We start from the raw sequence: 21,522 nt of genomic DNA, 5'->3' as shown, positions 1-21,522 counted from the left end.
TAGTGCAATAGCCAGAACAGCAACTCATACGACGAATGTCGTAGAATGTGAACCCCTTTTCAATAATTGTTACATTTCGTTAGATTCTAAAAATAGTTACGCAAAAGTTACTCCCTATTGTGGTTAGCAATAAGAAAAAGAACACAGGGGGATAGCGTAACCGCTCAGGCTATACGCTCTCCTCTGCCACTAAAGAGTAGCGTAAACATGAGCCAGTCTAAGCAGGATTTCATTCTTGAAACCCGTAACCTGACTAAAGCCTTTAAAGGCTTTACTGCAGTTGATGACGTTAACCTGAAAGTACAGCGCGGTAACATCCATGCGCTGATTGGTCCTAACGGCGCGGGTAAAACCACCGTATTTAACCTTCTTACTAAATTCTTGCAGCCAACCACCGGACAGATCCTGTTCAACGGTGATGACATCACGTCGATGAAGCCCGCTGCCATTGCCCGCAAAGGGGTGATTCGTTCTTTCCAGATCTCTGCCGTCTTCCCGCACCTGAGCGTAATGGAGAACGTCCGCGTTGCTCTGCAGCGCAAAGAGGGCAACAGCTTCCACTTCTGGCGTTCAGAGAAAGTACTCGATCGCTTGAATGACCGCGCGGTTGAACTGCTGGAATCGGTTGGCCTTGAAGGTTTCGCCGATACAGTAACCGTCGACCTGCCTTATGGCCGTAAACGTGCACTGGAGATCGCAACCACACTGGCCCTGGAGCCAGAACTGATGCTGTTGGATGAACCAACCCAGGGTATGGGTCACGAAGATGTTGATGTAGTGACCGACCTGATCAAGAAGGTATCTCAAGAGCGCACCATCCTGATGGTTGAGCATAACCTGCATGTCGTTTCCAAGCTGGCTGACCAGATCACTGTTCTACAGCGCGGCGCCATTCTTACAGAAGGTAACTACGAAACCGTATCAAACGACCCTCAGGTTCGCGAAGCTTACATGGGTACTGCCGCGGATGAAGTTGAAGCAGAAAACGCGAAAAAAGCTGAAGAGGTGAGCGCATGAACCAGCCAGCCAATATCCCATCTGCTCAGGAAGCAAACCACCCTAATAGCTGGGAAAAACTACGAATAGATAATCTGCACGCGTTCTACGGTGAGTCTCACATTCTTCACGGTATTGATATCAATGTGAATAAAGGCGAGCTGGTGACACTGCTGGGTCGAAACGGTTCGGGACGTTCTACCACCCTAAAAGCGATCATGAATATGGTCGGTCGTCGTACCGGCAGCGTAGTGGTGAATGGTAACGAAACCATCAATATGCCAGCGCATAAGATCGCTCATCTGGGTCTTGGTTTCTGCCCTGAAGAACGCGGCATTTTCTCCAGCCTGAACGTTGAAGAAAACCTTCTGCTTCCCCCTCATGTTCGCTCTGATGGCATGAGTGTTGAAGAGATCTACGAGATCTTCCCTAACCTATATGAGCGTCGTACCAGCCAGGGCACACGTCTGTCCGGTGGTGAGCAACAGATGCTGGCATTAGGCCGCATTCTGCGTACGGGTGCCAACATCCTACTACTGGATGAAATAACTGAGGGCCTCGCCCCCGTCATTGTGCAAAAACTGGGCGAGGTTCTTAGCCTTCTTAAAGAACGAGGACTCACCATCCTCCTTGTTGAACAAAACTTCCGTTTCGCAGCGCCAATTGCTGATCGTCATTACGTGATGGAGCACGGGCACATCGTTGAAGAAGTGCATGCAGATGAACTGGAAGCCAAAACCGAGCTGTTGAACACCTATCTGGGTGTGTAAGCAAACTCACGATAAGAACAAACCTGTTATGTCTGGCGAAGACCAGACTCGCTGAGCGGAGTTAGAGAATATGAAAACGTTTAACAAATCACTTACAGCAGCATTAGTTTCCGGTGTTATCGCAGCCACTGCAGCGACTTCGGTAATGGCTGAATCAGACGGCAAAGTAAAGCTAGGTATCCTGGCCGATATGGGTGGTGTTTATGCAGATATCTGTGGTCGTGGTTGTGTAACCGCAGCTGAAATGGCTATCGAAGATTTCGGCGGTAAAGCGCTGGGGCAGCCTATTGAACTGGTGACGGCTGATTCTCAGTTAAAGCCTGATATCGCATCTTCTATCGCACGTCAGTGGGTTGAAGCTGATGGCGTTGATGCGATTGGCGGCCTGGTATCTTCTGCGGTATCCGGTGCGGTTTCTAAAGTTAACCTGAACGCTAAAAAGCTAACCCTGATCTCTGGTTCTGCGTCTAACACTTTTACAACTAAGAGCTGTAACCCATTCAACGTTCACTGGACATACAACGTGGTTGCGCTGGCAAACGGTACCGTTAAGCCAATGGTTCAGGCGGGTAAGAAGAAGTGGTTCTTCATCACAGCTGACTACAGCTTCGGTCACGCACTGGAAGGTGTAGCCTCTAAAGTCATCAACGAGAACGGTGGTGAAGTTGTCGGTACGATCCGCGCACCACTGGGCACGACTGATTTCTCCTCTTACGTACTTCAGGCACAGGCATCCGGTGCTGACGTAGTTGCTTTGGCTAACGCAGGTAACGACACAGTAAACGCACTGAAAACAGCAACTGAGTTCGGTCTGACTGAGATGATGGACGTTGCTGGTCTTCTGGTATTCACCCAGAACGCACAAGCGATGGACCCGGCTGTGGCCGGCGGCATGCGTCTGACAACAGGTTTCTACTGGGATATGGATGACAAAGCACGTGACTGGAGCCAGCGCTTCGAAGAGCGTCACGGTTCAATTCCTAGCATGATCCACGCGGGTGTTTACTCTGCAACGACTCATTACCTGAACGCTGTTGAAGCATCAGGCACTGAAGATGCGGCTGTTGTCATTAAGAAGATGAAAGCGACTAAGCCTGAAGACTTCTTCTCTCGTAATGCTGAGCTACGTGCCGACGGCCGTATGGTTCACGACATGTTGTCTGTAGAGATTAAGAAATCTGAAGAGCGTAAAGATAAGAACGACATCTACAAAGTGATCAGCGTGATTCCGGGCAACGAAGCGTTCAGCCCAATGCTGCCACAGTGCAACTTCTCTTAATCGCGAAAGAACCTTGGCATAAAGCAGCAGGAGTAGCCTTTGGCTACCCTGCTCCGCTTTAACATCACTTCGAATAAGAAAAAACGGTAGATGTCCTATGTTCGATATTAACCTCTTTGCCTTGTTCGGCCAGTTACTGGTCGGACTGATCAACGGCTCATTCTATGCTCTACTGAGTTTAGGATTGGCGATTATTTTCGGCCTTCTGAAAATCATTAACTTTGCCCAGGGCGCACTCTATATGCTGGGTGCCTTCATCGCGTTTCTGGCGCTGAAATATATGGGTATCAATTACTGGGCGGCACTGATTATCGTGCCTGTCTGTGTCGGTTTGGTCGGCATCCTGATGGAGCGTTTCCTGATCCGCCCCATTGCTAACGAAGACCACCTATACAGCCTGCTGCTGACCTTTGGTCTGGCGCTGATTATCCAGGGTGCGTTTACCCATATGTTCGGTTCTTCCGGTCTGTCTTATGCGATCCCTGAAGAGCTCAAAGGCGGTAACCGTCTGCCATTTATGTACCTACCAAACTACCGCGCCTGGATCATCATCGCTTCCGTCGCTGTCTGCTTTGGTACTTGGTACATGATCGAGAAAACCAAACTGGGCGCTTATCTGCGTGCCGGTACTGAGAATCCACAGCTAATGCAGGCATTTGGTATCAACGTTCCATTGATCGTAACTCTGACGTTTGGCTTTGGTGTAGCGCTGGCCGGTTTTGCCGGAGTCATGGCCGCCCCTGTTTACTCAGTTTCGCCCGATATGGGTTCCAATATTCTGATTGTCGTATTTGCCATCGTGGTAATCGGTGGTATGGGCTCCATAGGTGGTGCCATCCTTACCGGTTTGGGGATGGGCGTTGTCGAAGGCCTGACCAAGTATTTTTACCCCGAAGCATCTACAACTGTCATCTTCCTGGTGATGGTGATCGTTCTGCTGCTTAAGCCTGCGGGCCTGTTCGGTAAAGAGGCTTAGGAGAATCCCATGACTAATAATCAAAAGCTAAATCTATTCCTTCTGGTATTGGCACTGCTGGCACCTTCAGTTCTTTACCCGGTATTCCTGGCTAAAGTACTTTGCTTTGCCCTGTTCGCTTGTGCATTCAACCTGCTACTGGGCTTTGTTGGCTTGCTATCTTTTGGCCATGCAGCGTTCCTTGGCACCGGTGGCTATATCACCGGTCATCTGATGATTAATAGCGGCCTGACACCTGAGCTCGCCATTCTGACAGGCACAGCTGCTGGCGCGGCCCTGGGTGCCCTATTCGGAAAACTGGCCGTTAAACGTGAAGGTATCTACTTCGCGATGGTAACCCTGGCTCTTGCCCAATTGGTGTTCTTTATCTACCTGCAGGCGCCATTCACTAACGGTGAAGATGGTATGCAAGGTGTGCCACGTGGTGAAGCCTTCGGTCTGATCGACCTGAGCGACAACCTGACCATGTACTACTTCGTACTGGCGATTTTTGTCTTCGGCTACTGGGTCATCAACCGTACGGTTCACTCACCGTTTGGTCAGATTCTAAAAGCAATCCGTGACAACGAAGACCGTGCAACCTCTCTGGGCTATGACGTTAACCGATATAAGTGGATCGCCTTTGTTATCTCTGCGGCTCTGGCTGCGCTGGCTGGCTCGACAAAAACACTGGTTTTCCAGTTGGCTTCCCTGACTGACGTGCACTGGCATATGTCCGGCGAAGTCATTCTGATGACGCTGGTAGGCGGTGTTGGAACCATCTTCGGCCCGGTCATTGGTGCAGGTTTTATCGTAACGATGCAGAACTACCTGTCAGGTGGTGAGCTGGGTAACTACATTCACATCATTATGGGCGTTGTATTTGTCATCTGCGTACTGAGTTTCCGCAGTGGCATCGTTGGCCAGTTGATGAAGTTTAAACGCGACAACTTTAGCTGAGGGAACACAGATGAATACTCCTATTTCTGCCTTCGAAACTGATCTTGATCAGAACCAGGCTAACTACTCCGCGCTGACACCGATCACATTTATCGAGCGTGCAGCCAGTGTTTATCCGAACCGGATCGCGACTGTACACGGTGATGTTCGTCGCACCTGGGCTGAGACCTATACGCGTTGTAAGCAGTTTGCCAGCGCACTGCGCGCTAAAGGTGTAAACCCAGGTGATGCGGTGTCTATCATGGCACCCAACCTGGCTGAGCATTTTGAAGCTCATTTTGCTGTACCTATGTGTGGCGCGGTACTTAACTCAATCAATATCCGTCTGGATTCTGAAGCGGTTGCTTTCATCCTGAAACACGCGGAAAGCAAAGTGCTGATCACCGATCGTGAGTTCAGTTCTGTAGTGAAAGGTGCGCTAGAGCTGCTGGATGAGAAGCCTTTCGTGATCGATATTGATGATCCCTACTGGAGCGAGGGTGAGTTCATCGGAGAAACGAAATACGATGACTTTCTCGCCACAGGGGATGAACACTTCGTTCCGCATAAAGTTGCAGATGAGTGGAACGCTATCACTCTGAACTACACATCCGGCACCACAGGTAATCCTAAAGGGGTGGTTTACCACCACCGTGGCGCTTACCTGAATGCGATCAGTAACTCTATTTCCTGGGGTATGGACCAGCACGCTGTCTACCTATGGACGCTACCGATGTTCCACTGCAACGGCTGGTGTTTCCCATGGACAATTGCCGCGATGGCCGGAGTTAACGTTTGCCTGCGTCACGTACGTGCCGACGATATTTTCAATGCGATTAAGCGGGAAAAAGTCGGTTACTTCTGCGGTGCGCCAATCGTACTGAATATGCTGAACTCGGCTGACGATGAACTGAAGACTGGCATTGAGCATCAGGTTAAAGTGATGACGGCAGGCGCTGCGCCACCCGCCGCAGTTATCGCGGGCATGGAGTCTTTGGGCTTCAGCGTAACCCACGTTTATGGTCTGACCGAGACCTATGGACCTTCCGTTGTCTGTGCATGGCACGACGAGTGGGATGAAAAATCTCTGGACGACAAAGCACGGCTGAAAGCCCGCCAGGGTGTACGTGCACCTATGCTAGACGGTCTTATGGTTGCAGATCCTGTGACTATGAAGCCGGTACCAAAAGATGGCGAAACCATGGGTGAGATCTTCATGCAGGGGAACCTGGTGATGAAAGGCTACCTGAAGAACCCTGATACCACCGAGAAGTCATTCGAAGGCGGCTGGTTTCACTCAGGTGACCTGGCGGTATGGCATGAAGACGGCTATATCGAGATCAAGGACCGCTCTAAAGACATCATCATTTCAGGGGGTGAGAACATCTCCTCTATTGAAGTAGAAGATGTACTTTACCGCCATCCATTGGTTCAGGAAGCTGCCGTGGTTGCTAAAAACCATGAGAAATGGGGCGAAACACCTTGCGCATTTGTCGCGCTGAAAGAGGGTTCAGATCGCGATATCACTGAGAAAGAGATTATCGATTTCTGTCGTGAGCATATGGCCCACTTCAAGGCACCAAAAGATATTGTTTTCGGCGACCTGCCAAAAACATCTACCGGAAAAATTCAGAAGTTCCTCCTTCGTGACCGTGCTAACGGTGTCGAGCAGGACGCATAAATATAAAAACAGAGTGAAAGCCCCGAAGCATAAGCTTCGGGGACCGGGAGCAAAATGATGAAAATACTGGTAAGCGTAAAACGTGTTATCGACTACAACGTCAAAGTACGTGTTAAGTCGGACAACACCGATGTAGATCTGGCCAATGTAAAAATGGCTCTGAACCCATTTTGTGAAATCGCGGTAGAAGAAGCGGTTCGCCTGAAAGAAGCAGGCACAGCCTCTGAAGTCGTGGTGGTGTCTATTGGTCCTAAGCCTTGCCAGGAGCAGATTCGTACGGCGTTGGCTTTAGGTGCGGACCGCGGTATCCAGGTTGAAACTGAAGAGATGCCTGAATCACTGAATGTTGCCAAACTGCTGGCAAAAGTGATCGAAGAAGAGCAGCCAGGCCTGGTGATTATGGGCAAACAGGCGATCGATTCAGATAACAACCAGACCGGTCAGATGCTCGCAGCACTCACCGATATGCCTCAGGGGACTTTTGCGTCTGAAGTTAAAATTGACGGCGATAAAGTCAACGTGACCCGTGAAGTCGACGGTGGTTTGCAAACGGTTGAATTGAATATGCCTGCCATCGTTACGACGGACCTGCGCTTGAACGAACCCCGTTACGCATCCCTGCCAAACATCATGAAAGCAAAACGTAAGCCGCTTGATGTTAAGACGCCCGCTGAACTGGGTGTTGAGCTGAAAGCTCACACTAAGCTACTGAAAGTTACTCCTCCTGCGGAACGCCAAGCGGGTATTAAAGTGGCTAGCGTAGATGAGCTGGTCGAGAAACTGAAAAACGAAGCAAAAGTACTTTAAGGGGGCACACCATGGCTATTTTGATCATTGCTGAACACGATAATCGCACGCTGAAAACTGCCACCCGTAATGCAGTAACCGCCGCAACGCAGATGGGTGATGAATTGCACCTTCTGGTTGCTGGGAGCAACTGTAAAGCGGTTGCTGTTGCCGCCTCTGAAATTGCTGGAATTAACCGGGTACTGCTTTCCGACGACCTGGCTTATGAACATCAGTTAGCAGAAAACATGGGCAAACTGGTGGCTGAAATTGGTAAGGATTACAGCCACATCGTAGTACCTGCGACGACGTCAGGTAAGAACTTCCTGCCACGTGTAGCCGCACTTCTTGATGTCGCTCAGATCTCTGATATTACCGCTGTTGAATCTGAGAATACCTTCCAGCGCCCTATCTATGCAGGTAACGCTATCGCGACGGTTGAATCTCTGGACGCAATTAAAGTGATCAGTGTTCGCTCGACAGCCTTCGAACCGGCTGGAAATGGTCCATCATCTGAAATCAGCGAGCTGAACATCTCTTGCGATTGCAAACTCTCCGCTTTCGTTGAAGAAGTTGTCGCTGAATCAGACCGGCCTGAACTCACCTCTGCTGAAATTATCATCTCAGGCGGACGCGGAATGGGTAACGGTGAGAACTTCACCCTGCTGGAACAAGTCGCAGATAAATTAGGCGCAGCAGTTGGCGCATCCCGAGCAGCGGTTGATGCTGGCTTTGTACCAAATGACATGCAGGTGGGGCAAACAGGCAAGATCGTCGCACCTGAACTTTATATTGCTGTTGGAATCTCCGGCGCCATTCAACATCTGGCCGGTATGAAAGATTCCAAAGTGATCGTTGCGATCAACAAAGATGAAGAAGCACCCATTTTCTCCGTCGCAGACTATGGCCTTGTCGCTGATCTGTTTGACGTGATGCCAGAGCTACAAAAACAACTGTAGCTCCTTCTGCGGGCAGGAGGCTCTACACCCTCCTGCCCGTCTTTTTAAATATTTGTTCCTGCTGACCGTTAAGCCATGTGCGTCAGCCTGATAGAAAGTGCGAGATAGATATGAGTACCTATAATCCACCCCTTAAAGATACCGGTTTCGTTTTAGATCAACTGGTAGGCTTCGATTCACTGTGTGAATCTCTGGATCTGCAAGAAGCTAATATGGAGCTGGTGAACGTTGTAGTAGAGGAAGCCGGTAAACTCGCTGCGGATGTTCTGGCACCGCTTAACAGCGTTGGCGATCAAAACGGCGCAACAGTATCTGAAGGCGCGGTAACAGAGACAGCAGGTTTCGCAGATGCCTACCAGCAATATGTAGAAAACGGCTGGGCAACCCTGACCGGCCCTGAAGAGTTTGGTGGTCAGGCTCTGCCTAATGTTTTAGGAACAGCCGTTAACGAACTATGGCACTCTGCCAATATGGGGTTTGGACTTTGCCCTCTACTAAGCCAGGGCGCCGTAGAAGCACTGATTGCCCATGGTAGTGACGAACTTAAGACACAATACCTGCCACAATTGATCAGCGGTGAGTGGACAGGCACCATGAACCTGACTGAGCCTAACGCCGGTTCTGATCTTGCGGCTGTTTCTGCCAAGGCAATGCCCGACGGCGATACTTATAAAATCAGCGGTCAAAAGATCTTTATTACCTGGGGCGATCATCAGATGGCCTCTAATATTGTGCACTTGGTGCTCGCTCGACTTCCTGATGCGCCCGCAGGTGTGAAAGGGATCTCTCTGTTTATCGTGCCGAAATACCTTCTCGATGAGCAAGGCCAGCCTGGTGCATTAAATGATGTCAGCTGTGTTTCTCTGGAGCACAAACTGGGTATCCATGGCAGCCCAACTTGCGTGATGAGCTTTGGCGATAATGGCGGTGCGACCGGTTATCTGATCGGCGAACCAAACAAAGGCCTGAGCTATATGTTCACCATGATGAACCATGCTCGCCAGTCGGTTGGCCTGCAAGGCTTATCCATCTCGGAGCGAGCTTATCAGCAGGCATTGGAGTACAGCCAGGAGCGTCTCCAGGGCAGTAACCCGGATGGCAGCAAGATCGCCATCATCAATCACCCTGATGTACGCCGCATGCTGATGGCGATGAAATCAGGTAACGAAGCGATGCGGGCACTGGCACTGAGTGCCGCTGCTGACATCGACCGCACACATCATGGTGACGCCGAAAGTAAAACCCGTGTTGAGCTTTACACCCCGATCGTTAAAGGCTGGATGACTGAGCTTGCGCAAGAGATCACGTCTTTAAACATTCAGGTGCACGGCGGTATGGGCTTTATTGAGGAAACCGGTGCAGCCCAACACTATCGCGATGCGCGTATTCTGCCAATTTATGAAGGTACCACGGGTATTCAGGCACTCGACCTTATCGGTCGTAAAACCCTGTTTGATAAAGGTGCTGCACTGGCTCAGTTGCAAACTGATATCCGCTCAACGGTGGAGCTGTTGACCAGTAGTTCTACAGCGGAGCTACAAGAGCTTGGCGTGCAACTAAATCAATCCCTGAATGCTGCAACTGCAGCAAGCAACTACATCCTTGAGAATGCGCCTTCAGATAAACAGCTGATGGGCGCTGTAAGCTTCGATAACCTGATGATGATGGGTTATCTGGTCGGTGGCTGGTTGCTCGCTCAGAGTGCTCTGAAAGCCGACCAGCTAAAGGCCGAAGATAACGCGTATGGCGAAGCATTCCTCAGCGCCAAAATTGCAACTTCGGCGTTCTTCGCTGATCACTATTTACCTCGTGTGGACCAGCATTCAGCCACGATCCGCACCGGACTGGGTAAGACATTCTCAATCGATATTGAGCAGCTTTAACCCCCTAATTCACGATGGTGGTGTACCACTCCGGGGGTCAGGATGACCCCTTTGGCTTAATCGCCTTTTGCCCTCTTTATGAGGGCTTTTTTCTGCCATAAGCACCCAAAACAGAAATAGCTAAATTAGCCAATACTGATCCAAATCAAATCATTTAGTGCTTTAGGGTTATTGCAGTGCAATATAATTTTTTGTAATAATCTGGAAACATTAAGTACGGAAACTATTGATCATTAAAAGGCCGACCGAATGTACGGTCAAGACCGATGACAGGCCAAGGGATTGCGACCAATATAAAAATAAAAAATGTCGCTCCAGAAATAGATAAATACTGGAGAACATTTATGAAAAGCACTCATACCACAGGGGTTGAGCACAAATACCCCGAACATGTTCGCCTGATATCAACCACTGATACTCAGGGAATCATTACCTATGCGAACCCTGAGTTTTGCGACGTAGCCGGGTTCACCCAGGAAGAGCTTATTGGACAACACCATAATATTGTCCGCCACCCCGATATGCCCTCTGCTGCCTTTAAAGATCTGTGGCAGCATATGAAAGATGATCAGCCGTGGATGGGCATGGTTAAAAACCGTTGTAAAAACGGCGACCATTACTGGGTTCAAGCTTATGTGATGCCGATCTATGGCGAAAACGGTGCTAAAACGGGCTATCAGTCTGTTCGCACCCGCCCTACTGAATACCAGATTGAACGAGCGGAAAAAGTCTACTCAAAGCTCAGAACTGCACCACCCAAGCAGGTTAAAAGCCAAAGCCTTGCTGCACGCATTCTGATGATCTCTGCCCTCATGGGTGTGCTGATCGCAGCTGCTACTTTGCTACCTTTTGGCCCGATCGTTCAGTATCTGTCTATGCTTGCGGTTTTTGCAGTGTCTATCTTCTCAATCTACCGCTATACGCAGAACCTGAATAAGATCGGTGATTCCGCAGATCAGATCTATGCCAACCCACTTGCTCAATTAGTGATGGCTGACAACATGCATGAACAAGGTTCCGTTGAACTGGCCACTCGCATGATGCAGGCTCGCCTGAGAACCGTGATAGGCCGTGTAGAAGACAGCATCGAAACCCTCAACGATGTCATGCATGAAACCGACGATGCGGTTAGCCAAACTACCAGCGGTATCCACCAGCAGAATGCTGAGAGTGATATGCTGGCAAGTGCTGCTACACAGATGTCGGCAACCGCACATGATATTGCTGACAACACCGCACAAACCTCATCTGCCACTCAGCACGCATCTGATCTAGCAGATCAGGGTAAGAACAATATCCACGTTATGCTGGAAAGCATTTCTGAACTGGTTGACGATGTTCAGGTTGCATCGGCTTCCTCTGATGAACTAAAACAACAGGCTCATTCGATCGAGCAGATCATCAATATCATCAATGATATTGCAGAGCAGACTAACCTGCTGGCTTTAAATGCTGCAATAGAAGCTGCTCGCGCAGGCGATCAGGGCAGAGGCTTCGCCGTTGTTGCCGATGAAGTGCGAACACTGGCACAGAGAACTCAATCCTCAACTAGCGAGATTCGTACAACCATCGATACCATTCAGAAGCAGGTTGAACAAACGGCGGAAGCGATGGATCGCTGCTCGGAGCAAGCAAACAAAGGCATTCAGCTAGCTAATGAAGCAAGCAACTCTTTTGATCAGGTATCTCACGCTATGACTGAGGTTTCTGATCGCTGTTTACAGGTTGCCAGCGCCTCCGAGCAACAAAGCGCGGTATCCGATGAGATCAGCAACAGTATCCTGAGTATTCGCAATGTCGCTAGCTCCAATATGGATGCGGCCGAAAAAACCAACCATGCATGCGACAACCTCAAAGTACTGGTTAAAGATCTCAATTCTCTGATGAAAACATTTGCTGCATAGGTCTGATGATGCAGTATGAAGTTGTATCAGGGCTGTCCCCCGCAGCCCTGAATTATCTGACTATGCTCAGTACCGTCTTTATGCTGGCGCTACTGCTGATCCCGTTGTGGTACGAAGTTAAACTGGGAAGGTCTCGCGGGCTGGTTGTTAAAATCTCTTCGGAACTGGAAGAGCTACTCGATAATGAATCGGTACCGACTTTGCTCTGTACAGAGGATCAGATACTGGCAATCAATAAGTCTGCCCGTGATTTTTTGACTCTCCCGGCTGATGCTAAAGCCCATAAACTTAAAAGCCTGTTCCATCACCTTCCGGAAGAGATCCACGCTGAGCTGGCGCTGGGCTTTAAGCAAAGCAAAACTTTTAGCCTTGTCAGCACAGCCAACGAAAAGTTGGCGGGTATTACCCTGCACTGCACGCCAAACCTGAACCAACAGCATGATGGCCGGTTTTTAATCCGCTTTCTGGAGACTGAATTAGTTGAGCGACATAATCGTTTTCGCAGAATCAACGATAACATTGACCAACTATCCAGTGGGGCGGTGATCACCGATATCAATCTGAACATTGTGGCAGCGAACCATCAGTTCTCCGAGATTACCGGCTACACTAAGCAGGAGGTGCTAGGTGCCCATATTTCAAAGCTAAGCTCCGACGCTAACAAAGACCTGTATGAATCCATGTGGAATCAGATCAGTAAGACGGGGCTTTGGTCAGGCACCCTCTGGAATAGAAATAAACAAGGCGAAGAGTACTTCCAGCATCTGACTATCAGTGAAATAACCGACAGCGATGGTATGGTGACCCATTTCCTTGGCACACTGTCTGACCTTTCACGTATCTATAACATCGATAGCCTCGAGAACAATTCATCGATGAAACTGATCCCCAGGATCAAACAGCTTGAAGCCGAGTACCAGCTTAGAATGAGCAACGAGGGTAAAGCGAAGCTGATTGTTCTTGATATCCAGCGCTTCAACACTATCCATAATACCTACGGTGCCAAAGCTGCTGAAACGCTCGTCGAATCGGTGGAAAAAAGATTAAAAGAGGCCTGCTCTTCCCAAGACTTTATGGCCCGCATTGGTAAAGATGAGATCGCTATTCTTTGCGGTACCAGCAGCCTGTATCTGAATATGCTCATCCATGAGATACGTCAGGTTATCAGCCGGCCGTTTCCTATTAACAACACGGAGATTTCGATCTCCGCTAATATCGGTGTCGCTACCTCACCTGAACATGGTGATTCTCTGGCCGAAGTTGCGAATGCTGCAACCATGGCTTCCAGCTCAAATAAAAGCCTAGCCCAGGGGCAGGTTGCTGTTTATACACCTGAACTAAGGCAGGCATCGGTAGAAAACCTGAAAATTGAAAACCAGTTAAGAAATGCCATTGAAAGCAGCGGCTTATCCCTGGTCTACCAGCCAATATTTGACCGTAACAAACGCTTAAATAAACTCGAAGCCCTGTTGCGCTGGAGCCACCCTGAACTTGGCCCCATTTCTCCTGCTCGCTTTATCCCTATCGCTGAAGAAACCGGCCTCATCCGAGAGATAGGTGACTGGGTCATTACTGAAGCCTGCCGCCAGTTAAAAATCTGGAAAACCTCAGGTCTTAATGTTGTACCTGTTGCAATCAACCTGTCAGGCCATCAACTCAGTGACTACAGTCTGGTCGATAAGATCAATCGTAACTGTAAGCTCCATGGAATTGAACCTGAGCTGTTAAATCTGGAAGTGACTGAATCTGTGTTAATGGAACAGATGGAAACCGGAAAGAGTATTCTGGAAGATCTGACCAAAGAGGGCTTTACCATTGCAATCGATGACTTTGGCACCGGTTACTCCTCACTGGCGTATTTGAACCAGTTCCCGGCCAGTATCCTGAAAATAGACCGTACCTTCGTCAATGACATAGATAACAAAGCTGATACCCGGGTATTAGACTCCATCATTCAACTGGCTAACAGTTTAGATATGCAGATGGTGGCTGAAGGAATTGAGACTGAGCAGCAGCTCGACTATCTGATGGCGAGCGGCTGCCAGTTCTATCAGGGGTTTCTCTTGGCTAAGCCACTGCCGGCCAACTGCTTGCAGCCATATTTAAGCCCTGACGAGATAAATCATCTCGAACTCTCTCCCTACGCTATCTAAGCCTGGCTAATACCTGAAAGCTGCTCTAACTTGGTTTTGACAGCGGAAAATCTCACCTGCTCGCAGCTGGCAAACCCTGCCAGCTGTCTGGCTTTTAACCGAGTAAAGAGCGGCATACTGATCCCCAAAAGAAAGCGGCATTGAATACCTACCGTTGGCTCTACACTTTTGGCTTCCATCAGCTGATTTAATTCACGGAGATACTCGGTGAGTTGATTGTCATCCGGCAGTTGGGGGGATGAGGAATAACTCAGCTTTGCAACCTCACCCCGGCAAGCAGAGCAATGCCCACAGCGTTCAGGCGCATCCCTATCATCAAAATAACGCGCCAGATTAGCCGTCAGACATCTTTCCAGTTCAAAGAAACGCACTAAGGTTGCTATTCGCTCAACCTCTTTGCTCTCTTTATCCTGAAAATAGTGATTCAGCCTTTCCGCCAGATCTGCAAGATTCAATGCTTGCGTGTTAACTGAAAAGACTTCCGTTATCTTCTTGGTCTCAAGGACAATCAGATTCTCCTCATGAAGATAATCCATAGCAGCGACAACTCGCTGACGATCACACCCATATTGCTGATATAAACTCTCGAAATCTAAAGTGCCCCAAACACGCTTAAAATCGGTATGCTGGATAATCGCTTCAATAAAAGCGCTCCGCTCTCCCTGAAAGCGGTTTAACACCGCGTCCTTATCAACAACAAACTTATATTTAAAATCCGCAAAGTAGGAATAAAGCGGCGTTATTACCCCCATTAACTCTAGCTGAACCAACAAGGTTTTCAGAGGAAGCTGGCGAATGTTGGCACTATTCGCCAGGGTGTTTATCTGCAGTTCCCATTGGCTGTCAGACTGTTCCTCCAGAATACTCTTCAGAACATATTCGATTGCACTCGGTTCCGGGGTATCACCATAGATAAAATTTTCTACCGTATTGATCCCATCCAGACTGGCTAAGGTAATACAGCGTGACAGATTTCCATCTCTGCCTGCCCGCCCGATCTCCTGGCTATAGTTTTCGATCGATTTAGGCAGATCATAGTGAATAACAAAGCGGACATCTGACTTATCAATGCCCATGCCAAAAGCGATCGTTGCCACAACAACCGGGGTTGTTCCAGACATAAAATCATTTTGAATCTTGCGGCGAAGGTCATTATCCAACCCTGCATGATAAGCAACGGCATGGACGCCCTGCTGCTGCAAAAAGCCAGCAACCTGTTCGGCCGTTTGCTGCAGTGTTACATAAACAATGCCTGACACTGGGTTAACTTCAGATGTGCTCTGCTGCATTATCTGGGATAACAGTAACTGGTCCCTGTTTTTGTCAGCGACCGGCAAAACACGAATATCCAGATTGCTTCGATAAAACCCTGTCTGCACGACAGATTCTGGTTTAATTGCAAAACGCTCAGCCATATCGCGCTTTACTTTACGGGTAGCTGTTGCGGTAAGTAACAATACCAGTGGAATATTCAGTTCATTGCGGTAGCTCGGAAGCTTTAAGTAATCCGGCCTGAAATTATGCCCCCACTCAGAGATACAGTGGGCTTCATCCACAACCAACATAGATACCGGCACAGAGCGAATAAATTCCCGGAAACGTTCATTCTTAAAACGTTCCACCGAGATCATCAGAATTTTTATTTTCCCCGAGCGTATATCTGCCATCACCTGTCTGTTTTCATCAGGTGTCAGCGTTGAATCAATACTGGCAGCTGCGATCCCCTTCTCTTTCAGGAAGGCTAACTGATCTTTCATCAAGGCCAGTAAGGGTGATACCACCAAAGTTAGATTGGGAAGGTGCAGGGCAGTAAATTGATAACAGAGCGATTTCCCTGCACCTGTCGGGAAAATTGCCAGGGAGGAGTGACCATCCAGCAATTGCTGTACAACCGACTCCTGCCCTTCGCGAAACTGGTCAAACCCAAAAGTTTGCTGAAGTGACTGATTCAGATCCATTTATAATTCCTCAACGTTAAATCCGTTTAACGGTGTAGAGATAAAAGACCCGCTCACTATACGTGAACCCAGCTTAGCAAAGCAAAGTGCTAAGCCAGAGAGTTCATCTGATTAAGCATTGTTATCTTTCAGGTATGGCAAACAGTCTGCCATCATTAAATTGCTCACAACGCCCCTTCACTGTATGCCCATGGGGCGTGTCAAAGCTCACGGCCTCCCCCTCGGTTCGTCCTATGCAAGCTGTGAAGGCTTCTTCAGGAGGTCCACCGCCCATTGGTCCGCCCCTATTAATCTGAGAAGGCTGGGCCGAAAAACCTCCGCGACCAGGCGGGCCATTTCGACCACCCATTCCTTGCATATCTCCCGCTCTGCCACCTCCCATCATCCCGGGATTTCCCATTCCCCCCGGACCACCGCGCATAAAACTGCGGTCTGGTTCACCATGGAAACAACGGGGAATAAACGGGAATTGACCTGTTAAGACATAATAATAAGTACCCTCAGGGTAATCAGGGGTCACACCAAACCGACCATTGCAATCGTCCAGATCACCAAGCCCCTCGAGATAACCATAATCCTGCACAAAAGAACCATCATAACGACCACCTGGGCCACCATTACGGTTCCCCTGTTTGACCTGGTAGCTACTTCTTAGCTCGACTAACCTGGAGTTCATATCATCAGGATTGCTGTAACCTAAGGGCCCATAAATCGGGAATCCATCGGCAGCATAACCAAGCAGCGCAGGACCACTGTCATGATTAAACTGCTCAAGTAAACCGAAAGGTATTCCATGGTAATGATAAGTTCCATCCGGTTGAACATGGGCATTATTCCGATCGACCCCAAGGTTTACCGCACCGCCTAAAGCCTCATACTGCCAGCCGGAATTGCGATCCCGGCGCCAGAATTCCGCTGCGCCCGGATCAAAAGGGACACCATTAATCGCAACCCCAAATGGCCACAACCCCAGAGCGTAAGTCTGCTTTTTATATACAGGGTTAGCTGCAACTCGATAAGTTTTACTGCGTGCCTGGATACTATTGGGGTTGTTTCGGTTCGGGAACCTCCCCGTTGAATGATCAGGTTTCCCATCAGAGCGAATGACACGGTAGTTTCCTTCAATACTGATACGAGCCGCCGCTTCAGCAGGGTTGATCACAAAGTTCTGAAGTGTTTGTAACCAAGTAGACTCTTCAGCCTCGTGCCCCTGCCAGTCAGTTCCCTCTGGCAGTCTGCTGTCATGAGCGGATACTTGCGATGCTATCAGCAGTAAGATCAGACCTGCGCTTTTCGCGGAATTCATAATTTCTTCTCATTGTCGCCGTTTTAATAACCCAAACTATATACTAGGATTTTGCACAAATTAGGGAGATAGTGTGAAGAAATGAAAACATATGGGTTTTCACCACTGATCAAGATCACCCTGGGCGTAGGGTTAGATGTCGACACATCTTTGCAGCTGTTTGATGAACTTCTGGTAAAAGCGGATGAAAAACTCTATTTAGCTAAAGATAGAGGCCTAAACCAGGTTATTAGTGCCGATTAGAGCCCTAATGCGGGTTTTCAGCTTAAGTCAGAAACGTTAGAATTTTGTTCCTTTATCAAGTGTATGGAATATCGTAATGGGTCGAGCCTATCAAAACCGTAAAGAGTCGATGGCAAAAACATCTGATGCCAAGGCTAAGGTTTACAGTAAATTCAGCCGTGAAATCTATGTAACAGCTAAATCCGGTGGCATCGAAGTTGAAGGTAACCTGGCGTTGGCGGGCTTAATTGAGCGCGCTAAGAAAGCCCAGGTTCCTGCACACGTTATCGACAAAGCGCTGGATAAGGCCAAAGGCGGTGGCGGCGAAGATTTCTCTGAAGCTCGATATGAAGGATTTGGTCCAGGCGGCTGCATGGTGATTGTTGAGTGCCTGACAGATAATCCAAACCGTACTTTTGGTGACGTACGTAACTGCTTTAACAAAACCAAGTGCAAAATCGGTTCTCAGGGCAGCGTAAGCCACATGTTCGATCACAGTGCGATTTTTGTCTTCAATGGCGAAGATGAAGATGCTGTGCTGGAAGCCCTGATGATGGAAGATGTTGATGTAACCGACATTGAGTGTGAAGACGGCAAGATCACCGTATTTGCGCCTCATACGGATTACTTTAAGGCGAAGAAAGCACTTCAGGACAATATCGAAGGGCTGGACCTGGATGTGGATGAGATCCAGTTCGTTCCTCACAACATGTCCCCTGTGTCTGAAGAAGATATGCCGATGTTCGAGAAATTCATCGACATGTTAAATGACCTGGATGATGTTCAGAACATCTACCACAGCGCTGAAATTTAATATTTCACAGATAAAAAAAACCGGCATCTGCCGGTTTTTTTATGTGTAGTGTGATATCTACTTACCTTTCCAAGGCACAAGCTTTCGTTCCAGCCAGCGCATGAGCAAATCAAACAGATAAGCAATAATGCCAATCACCACGATGCCCATAATCACCACATCGGTCACAAGGAACTCGGCAGCATTCAATACCATGAATCCTAACCCGGCCTGAGCCGCGACCATCTCAGCGGCCACCAGCGTAGTCCAGCCAAATCCAATGCCAATGCGCATACCGGTCAAAATCTCAGGTAGTGCACTTTTCATGATGATATGACGGGTTACCTGCCAACGACTTGCACCCATTGAGTAAGCGGCATGGATCTGTTCAATAGCAACTGACTTAACACCCGCTCTGGCACTCAGAGCCATCGGAGCAAAGATTGCCAGATAGATCAAAACCACTTTAGATACTTCACCGATACCCAACCAGATAATGACCAATGGCAAGTAAGCCAGTGGTGGCAGCGGTCGATAAAACTCGATAATAGGGTCAAACAAACCGCGTGCGATACGATTAACCCCCATAAAAATACCGATAGGGATCGCGGTTAACATCGCCAGTGCAAACGCACTGAATACACGGAACATACTCCAGCCGGTGTGCTCCAGTAAGGTCGCGTTGGCAAAGCCTTCGGTTGCAACCTCCCAAAACCTCGCAACCACATCGAAAGGCGATGGCAAAAACAGCGGTTTAATCCAGCCAAGTTCAGTACTAACCGCCCATAACAGCAACAAGCTAATACTTGTCACTACCGAAATCATAGTGCTTTTGCCCTGCCCCGGCGCACCAAAAGCATCACCTGGTTTTACTGGGCCTGCGGCAAAAAGCGCTTTAAAACGCTGAAGTGGTTTAAGCGGCTTCATTACCGGCTTAGCCTGCTCCACCGCAGACTCAACACTTTCTGAAGCGACAATCGCAGCATCCTGATTGATAACATTCATTAGTGCATCCCCCCTTCCTGTTCATCACCATGAATGATCGCCAACACTTTTTCCCTCATCTCAATAAATTCAGGCAGGGACTTCACTTTGCGCGCATCCCGGCATTCGAGGAATTTTTCATTAAAATCCAGTTTAAACTCATGGGTAATTCTTCCCGGGCGCGGTGACATGATAATTAATCGGGAAGCCATAAATAGGGCTTCTTCAACGCTGTGCGTAATGAAGAACATCATCTTCTGCGTTTCTTTCCATACGTCTAACAGCAATTCCTGCAGGACTTCGCGGGTCAGCGCATCCAACGCGCCCAAAGGCTCATCCAGCAGTAACATCTTAGGGTCATTCGTTAATGCGCGAGCAATACCAACACGCTGCTGCATCCCCCCGGAAAGCTGATAAACCGGATGCTGATGGAAATCTTCAAGGCCTACCAACTTGAGAAAATGTGCCGCACGCTCATGGCGCTCTGCCTTAGAAACACCCTGTAACTTAAGCCCAAATTCGGTATTCTCAACAACGTTCAACCAGGGCAAAAGTGCGTGCTTCTGAAATACAACGCCGCGATCCTGTCCGGGGCCAGTGATCTGGTCATTCAGATCCATACCGCATGCAACACGAGGTAAGCCCTCAACATTGTCATGTTCTCCCAGGGTTAGGTAGCCTGCTGACGGCTGGATAAAGCCGGCCATCAAACTGAGCAGAGTGGTTTTACCGCAACCTGAAGCCCCCAGCGCTACAACAAACTCCCCCGGTTCAATCGTAAAGTTAATATCAGACAGTGCACGCACTGGCTCTCCTCCGTTCATCCCCGGGTAGATAACGGAAACATCATTTATCTGTAGCCTGTTCATAAGCTCCCCCTGTCGCCGGCAGCATGGCTGCCGGCTATGATCTCAGTGGTTAAAGTTTTGCCGCAGCGGTTGCGAAAGAAGGGTTAACAAACAGACCATAATCCGCCTGAAGTTTTGGAATTTTGCCCTGCTCTTTCAGGAACTCTGATGTGAACGCAAGTGCTTTAGCTGCACCACCGTCTTTACCACAACCCAACCAGCTGCAGCTCAGCTGCTGATCCAGTGTTGGGAACTCATACAGCGCCAGAACGCCCGGAACGGTATTAACATCACCACCGGTCATTTTTGCAATGCTCTTAGCCATAGGAGAATCGGCATTGAAATCGGCTTTCTGGCTCAGGTATTCACCATCAGCTGTAGCCATTAGTTTGATTAGTTTAGAGACAAACTCCGGGTTTTTAGCACCATACTCTTTGCTGACAACCATGCCATCAAAGGTCGCTTTACCCCAACGGCTCAGTTCACCCGAGCTGATCAGCACTTTCCCATCTTCTTTGATTTTTCCCAGAACCGGATCCCAGATAAAGGCCGCGTCAATATCGCCGCGGCTCCACGCCGCTGAGATCGCATTAGGCTGCATGTTAAGCACTTTGACGTCTTTCTCACTCAGGCCAAACTGCTCTAGCGCAAATAGAGTGTGGAAGTGTGTTGTTGATACAAATGGAACACCAAGGGTTTTACCTTTCAGATCCTGAGGTGATTTGATATTGCTGCTGCCTTTAACCACCAATGCTTCGGCTTCATTAATGTTTTCCAGAATCCATACCAGCTCAATATCAACACCGCGACTGATGGCTGCTGCGATCGGGCTGGAACCTGCTGTTGCAATATCAACATCACCAGATGCCATGGCAGTAATAACTTTCGCGCCAGAATCAAAGCGACGCCATTCGATATCAATACCCGTTGCCGCTTCCAGCTGTTTCTCAGCAATCACATGTTTCCATGGGTTCATCATTCCCTGATAACCAATGGTGACTGTTTCAGCCATAGCGGTCGCGGAAAAAAGTAGGCCTGAAATAACAGCACCAGCTGTTTTGTTAAAACGACTTTTCATAAGAACTCCTGAAGTAGTGGTGAAATCT

18 protein-coding genes are annotated in these 21,522 nt (G+C 48.8%); 13 read left to right on the top strand and 5 right to left on the bottom strand.

Annotated elements, in window-relative coordinates; translation table 11 throughout:
• Positions 1-207: 207 nt before the first annotated feature.
• The 11 genes from MED92_RS04215 to MED92_RS04165 all read left to right on the top strand — a co-directional run bounded on the left by MED92_RS04215 (position 208) and on the right by MED92_RS04165 (position 14,305).
• Positions 208-1,017 carry an ABC transporter ATP-binding protein gene (locus tag MED92_RS04215; protein ID WP_007020256.1) on the top strand — a complete coding sequence of 270 codons (810 nt, stop codon included), beginning with the start codon at positions 208-210 and terminating at the stop codon, positions 1,015-1,017.
• Positions 1,014-1,766, top strand: coding sequence for an ABC transporter ATP-binding protein (locus MED92_RS04210; RefSeq protein WP_007020255.1), 753 nt, complete (start codon positions 1,014-1,016; stop codon positions 1,764-1,766). The genes MED92_RS04215 and MED92_RS04210 overlap by 4 nt, the downstream gene beginning before the upstream one ends.
• Positions 1,767-1,836: 70 nt before the next feature.
• The gene (locus tag MED92_RS04205) at positions 1,837-3,045 is read left to right on the top strand and encodes an ABC transporter substrate-binding protein (protein WP_007020254.1); all 1,209 of its coding nucleotides are present in this window, start codon (positions 1,837-1,839) and stop codon (positions 3,043-3,045) included.
• A 97-nt stretch (positions 3,046-3,142) separates the two neighbouring features.
• Positions 3,143-4,021, top strand: coding sequence for a branched-chain amino acid ABC transporter permease (locus MED92_RS04200; RefSeq protein WP_007020253.1), 879 nt, complete (start codon positions 3,143-3,145; stop codon positions 4,019-4,021).
• 9 nt (positions 4,022-4,030) lie between these two features.
• Positions 4,031-4,960 carry a branched-chain amino acid ABC transporter permease gene (locus tag MED92_RS04195; protein WP_007020252.1) on the top strand — a complete coding sequence of 310 codons (930 nt, stop codon included), beginning with the start codon at positions 4,031-4,033 and terminating at the stop codon, positions 4,958-4,960.
• A 10-nt stretch (positions 4,961-4,970) separates the two neighbouring features.
• Positions 4,971-6,620, top strand: coding sequence for an acyl-CoA synthetase (locus MED92_RS04190; RefSeq protein ID WP_007020251.1), 1,650 nt, complete (start codon positions 4,971-4,973; stop codon positions 6,618-6,620).
• A gap of 57 nt (positions 6,621-6,677) precedes the next feature.
• Complete coding sequence (locus MED92_RS04185; protein WP_007020250.1) at positions 6,678-7,427, top strand: electron transfer flavoprotein subunit beta/FixA family protein; 750 nt, start codon at positions 6,678-6,680, stop codon at positions 7,425-7,427.
• An 11-nt stretch (positions 7,428-7,438) separates the two neighbouring features.
• The gene (locus MED92_RS04180) at positions 7,439-8,365 is read left to right on the top strand and encodes an electron transfer flavoprotein subunit alpha/FixB family protein (RefSeq protein WP_007020249.1); all 927 of its coding nucleotides are present in this window, start codon (positions 7,439-7,441) and stop codon (positions 8,363-8,365) included.
• A 110-nt stretch (positions 8,366-8,475) separates the two neighbouring features.
• Complete coding sequence (locus MED92_RS04175) at positions 8,476-10,248, top strand: acyl-CoA dehydrogenase family protein (RefSeq protein WP_007020248.1); 1,773 nt, start codon at positions 8,476-8,478, stop codon at positions 10,246-10,248.
• A gap of 344 nt (positions 10,249-10,592) precedes the next feature.
• Positions 10,593-12,152: a methyl-accepting chemotaxis protein gene (locus MED92_RS04170; RefSeq protein WP_007020247.1), complete on the top strand. Its 1,560-nt coding sequence runs from the start codon at positions 10,593-10,595 to the stop codon at positions 12,150-12,152.
• A 5-nt stretch (positions 12,153-12,157) separates the two neighbouring features.
• On the top strand, positions 12,158-14,305 hold the full coding sequence (locus MED92_RS04165) for a putative bifunctional diguanylate cyclase/phosphodiesterase (RefSeq protein ID WP_007020246.1): 2,148 nt from the start codon (positions 12,158-12,160) through the stop codon (positions 14,303-14,305).
• Here MED92_RS04165 and MED92_RS04160 read toward each other — a convergent pair.
• Both MED92_RS04160 and MED92_RS04155 read right to left on the bottom strand, forming a co-directional pair.
• Positions 14,302-16,263 (bottom strand): RecQ family ATP-dependent DNA helicase, encoded by a 1,962-nt coding sequence (locus MED92_RS04160; RefSeq protein WP_007020245.1) that lies wholly within the window; start codon positions 16,261-16,263, stop codon positions 14,302-14,304. The genes MED92_RS04165 and MED92_RS04160 overlap by 4 nt on opposite strands.
• A 121-nt stretch (positions 16,264-16,384) precedes the next feature.
• Entirely contained in the window at positions 16,385-17,569 is a 1,185-nt protein-coding gene (locus MED92_RS04155; RefSeq protein WP_007020244.1) for a YHYH protein, read from the bottom strand.
• A gap of 81 nt (positions 17,570-17,650) precedes the next feature.
• Between MED92_RS04155 and MED92_RS18940 the strand changes: the two genes are divergently transcribed.
• Positions 17,651-17,812 carry a hypothetical protein gene (locus MED92_RS18940; protein WP_007020243.1) on the top strand — a complete coding sequence of 54 codons (162 nt, stop codon included), beginning with the start codon at positions 17,651-17,653 and terminating at the stop codon, positions 17,810-17,812.
• Between the two features lie 76 nt (positions 17,813-17,888).
• Positions 17,889-18,605, top strand: coding sequence for a YebC/PmpR family DNA-binding transcriptional regulator (locus MED92_RS04150; protein ID WP_007020242.1), 717 nt, complete (start codon positions 17,889-17,891; stop codon positions 18,603-18,605).
• A 57-nt stretch (positions 18,606-18,662) separates the two neighbouring features.
• Here MED92_RS04150 and MED92_RS04145 read toward each other — a convergent pair whose 3' ends face one another.
• The 3 genes from MED92_RS04145 to tauA are packed head-to-tail and all read right to left on the bottom strand — an operon-like array spanning position 18,663 to position 21,494.
• Positions 18,663-19,589, bottom strand: coding sequence for an ABC transporter permease subunit (locus MED92_RS04145; protein ID WP_007020241.1), 927 nt, complete (start codon positions 19,587-19,589; stop codon positions 18,663-18,665).
• Positions 19,589-20,437, bottom strand: a complete 849-nt coding sequence (locus tag MED92_RS04140) for a taurine ABC transporter ATP-binding protein (RefSeq protein ID WP_007020240.1) — start codon at positions 20,435-20,437, stop codon at positions 19,589-19,591. Before MED92_RS04140 ends, MED92_RS04145 begins: the two co-directional genes overlap by 1 nt.
• A 49-nt stretch (positions 20,438-20,486) precedes the next feature.
• A complete protein-coding gene (gene tauA / locus MED92_RS04135) occupies positions 20,487-21,494 on the bottom strand; it encodes a taurine ABC transporter substrate-binding protein (RefSeq protein WP_007020239.1) in 1,008 nt (335 codons plus the stop codon).
• Positions 21,495-21,522 lie beyond the last annotated feature (28 nt).

It is taken from the genome of Neptuniibacter caesariensis (genome assembly GCF_000153345.1).
Classification (GTDB): domain Bacteria; phylum Pseudomonadota; class Gammaproteobacteria; order Pseudomonadales; family Balneatricaceae; genus Neptuniibacter; species Neptuniibacter caesariensis.
Note: the sequence above shows the minus strand (reverse complement) of the source record. Positions and strands in the feature narration are given on the sequence as shown.

What these genes read in the sequence shown, in the direction of transcription:
- MED92_RS04215 (WP_007020256.1), top strand. Translation starts at nt 208, where the DNA reads ATGAGCCAGTCTAAGCAGGATTTCATTCTTGAAACCCGTAACCTGACT.
- MED92_RS04210 (WP_007020255.1), top strand. Translation starts at nt 1,014, where the DNA reads ATGAACCAGCCAGCCAATATCCCATCTGCTCAGGAAGCAAACCACCCT.
- MED92_RS04205 (WP_007020254.1), top strand. Translation starts at nt 1,837, where the DNA reads ATGAAAACGTTTAACAAATCACTTACAGCAGCATTAGTTTCCGGTGTT.
- MED92_RS04200 (WP_007020253.1), top strand. Translation starts at nt 3,143, where the DNA reads ATGTTCGATATTAACCTCTTTGCCTTGTTCGGCCAGTTACTGGTCGGA.
- MED92_RS04195 (WP_007020252.1), top strand. Translation starts at nt 4,031, where the DNA reads ATGACTAATAATCAAAAGCTAAATCTATTCCTTCTGGTATTGGCACTG.
- MED92_RS04190 (WP_007020251.1), top strand. Translation starts at nt 4,971, where the DNA reads ATGAATACTCCTATTTCTGCCTTCGAAACTGATCTTGATCAGAACCAG.
- MED92_RS04185 (WP_007020250.1), top strand. Translation starts at nt 6,678, where the DNA reads ATGAAAATACTGGTAAGCGTAAAACGTGTTATCGACTACAACGTCAAA.
- MED92_RS04180 (WP_007020249.1), top strand. Translation starts at nt 7,439, where the DNA reads ATGGCTATTTTGATCATTGCTGAACACGATAATCGCACGCTGAAAACT.
- MED92_RS04175 (WP_007020248.1), top strand. Translation starts at nt 8,476, where the DNA reads ATGAGTACCTATAATCCACCCCTTAAAGATACCGGTTTCGTTTTAGAT.
- MED92_RS04170 (WP_007020247.1), top strand. Translation starts at nt 10,593, where the DNA reads ATGAAAAGCACTCATACCACAGGGGTTGAGCACAAATACCCCGAACAT.
- MED92_RS04165 (WP_007020246.1), top strand. Translation starts at nt 12,158, where the DNA reads ATGATGCAGTATGAAGTTGTATCAGGGCTGTCCCCCGCAGCCCTGAAT.
- MED92_RS04160 (WP_007020245.1), bottom strand. Translation starts at nt 16,263, where the DNA reads ATGGATCTGAATCAGTCACTTCAGCAAACTTTTGGGTTTGACCAGTTT.
- MED92_RS04155 (WP_007020244.1), bottom strand. Translation starts at nt 17,569, where the DNA reads ATGAATTCCGCGAAAAGCGCAGGTCTGATCTTACTGCTGATAGCATCG.
- MED92_RS18940 (WP_007020243.1), top strand. Translation starts at nt 17,651, where the DNA reads ATGAAAACATATGGGTTTTCACCACTGATCAAGATCACCCTGGGCGTA.
- MED92_RS04150 (WP_007020242.1), top strand. Translation starts at nt 17,889, where the DNA reads ATGGGTCGAGCCTATCAAAACCGTAAAGAGTCGATGGCAAAAACATCT.
- MED92_RS04145 (WP_007020241.1), bottom strand. Translation starts at nt 19,589, where the DNA reads ATGAATGTTATCAATCAGGATGCTGCGATTGTCGCTTCAGAAAGTGTT.
- MED92_RS04140 (WP_007020240.1), bottom strand. Translation starts at nt 20,437, where the DNA reads ATGAACAGGCTACAGATAAATGATGTTTCCGTTATCTACCCGGGGATG.
- tauA (WP_007020239.1), bottom strand. Translation starts at nt 21,494, where the DNA reads ATGAAAAGTCGTTTTAACAAAACAGCTGGTGCTGTTATTTCAGGCCTA.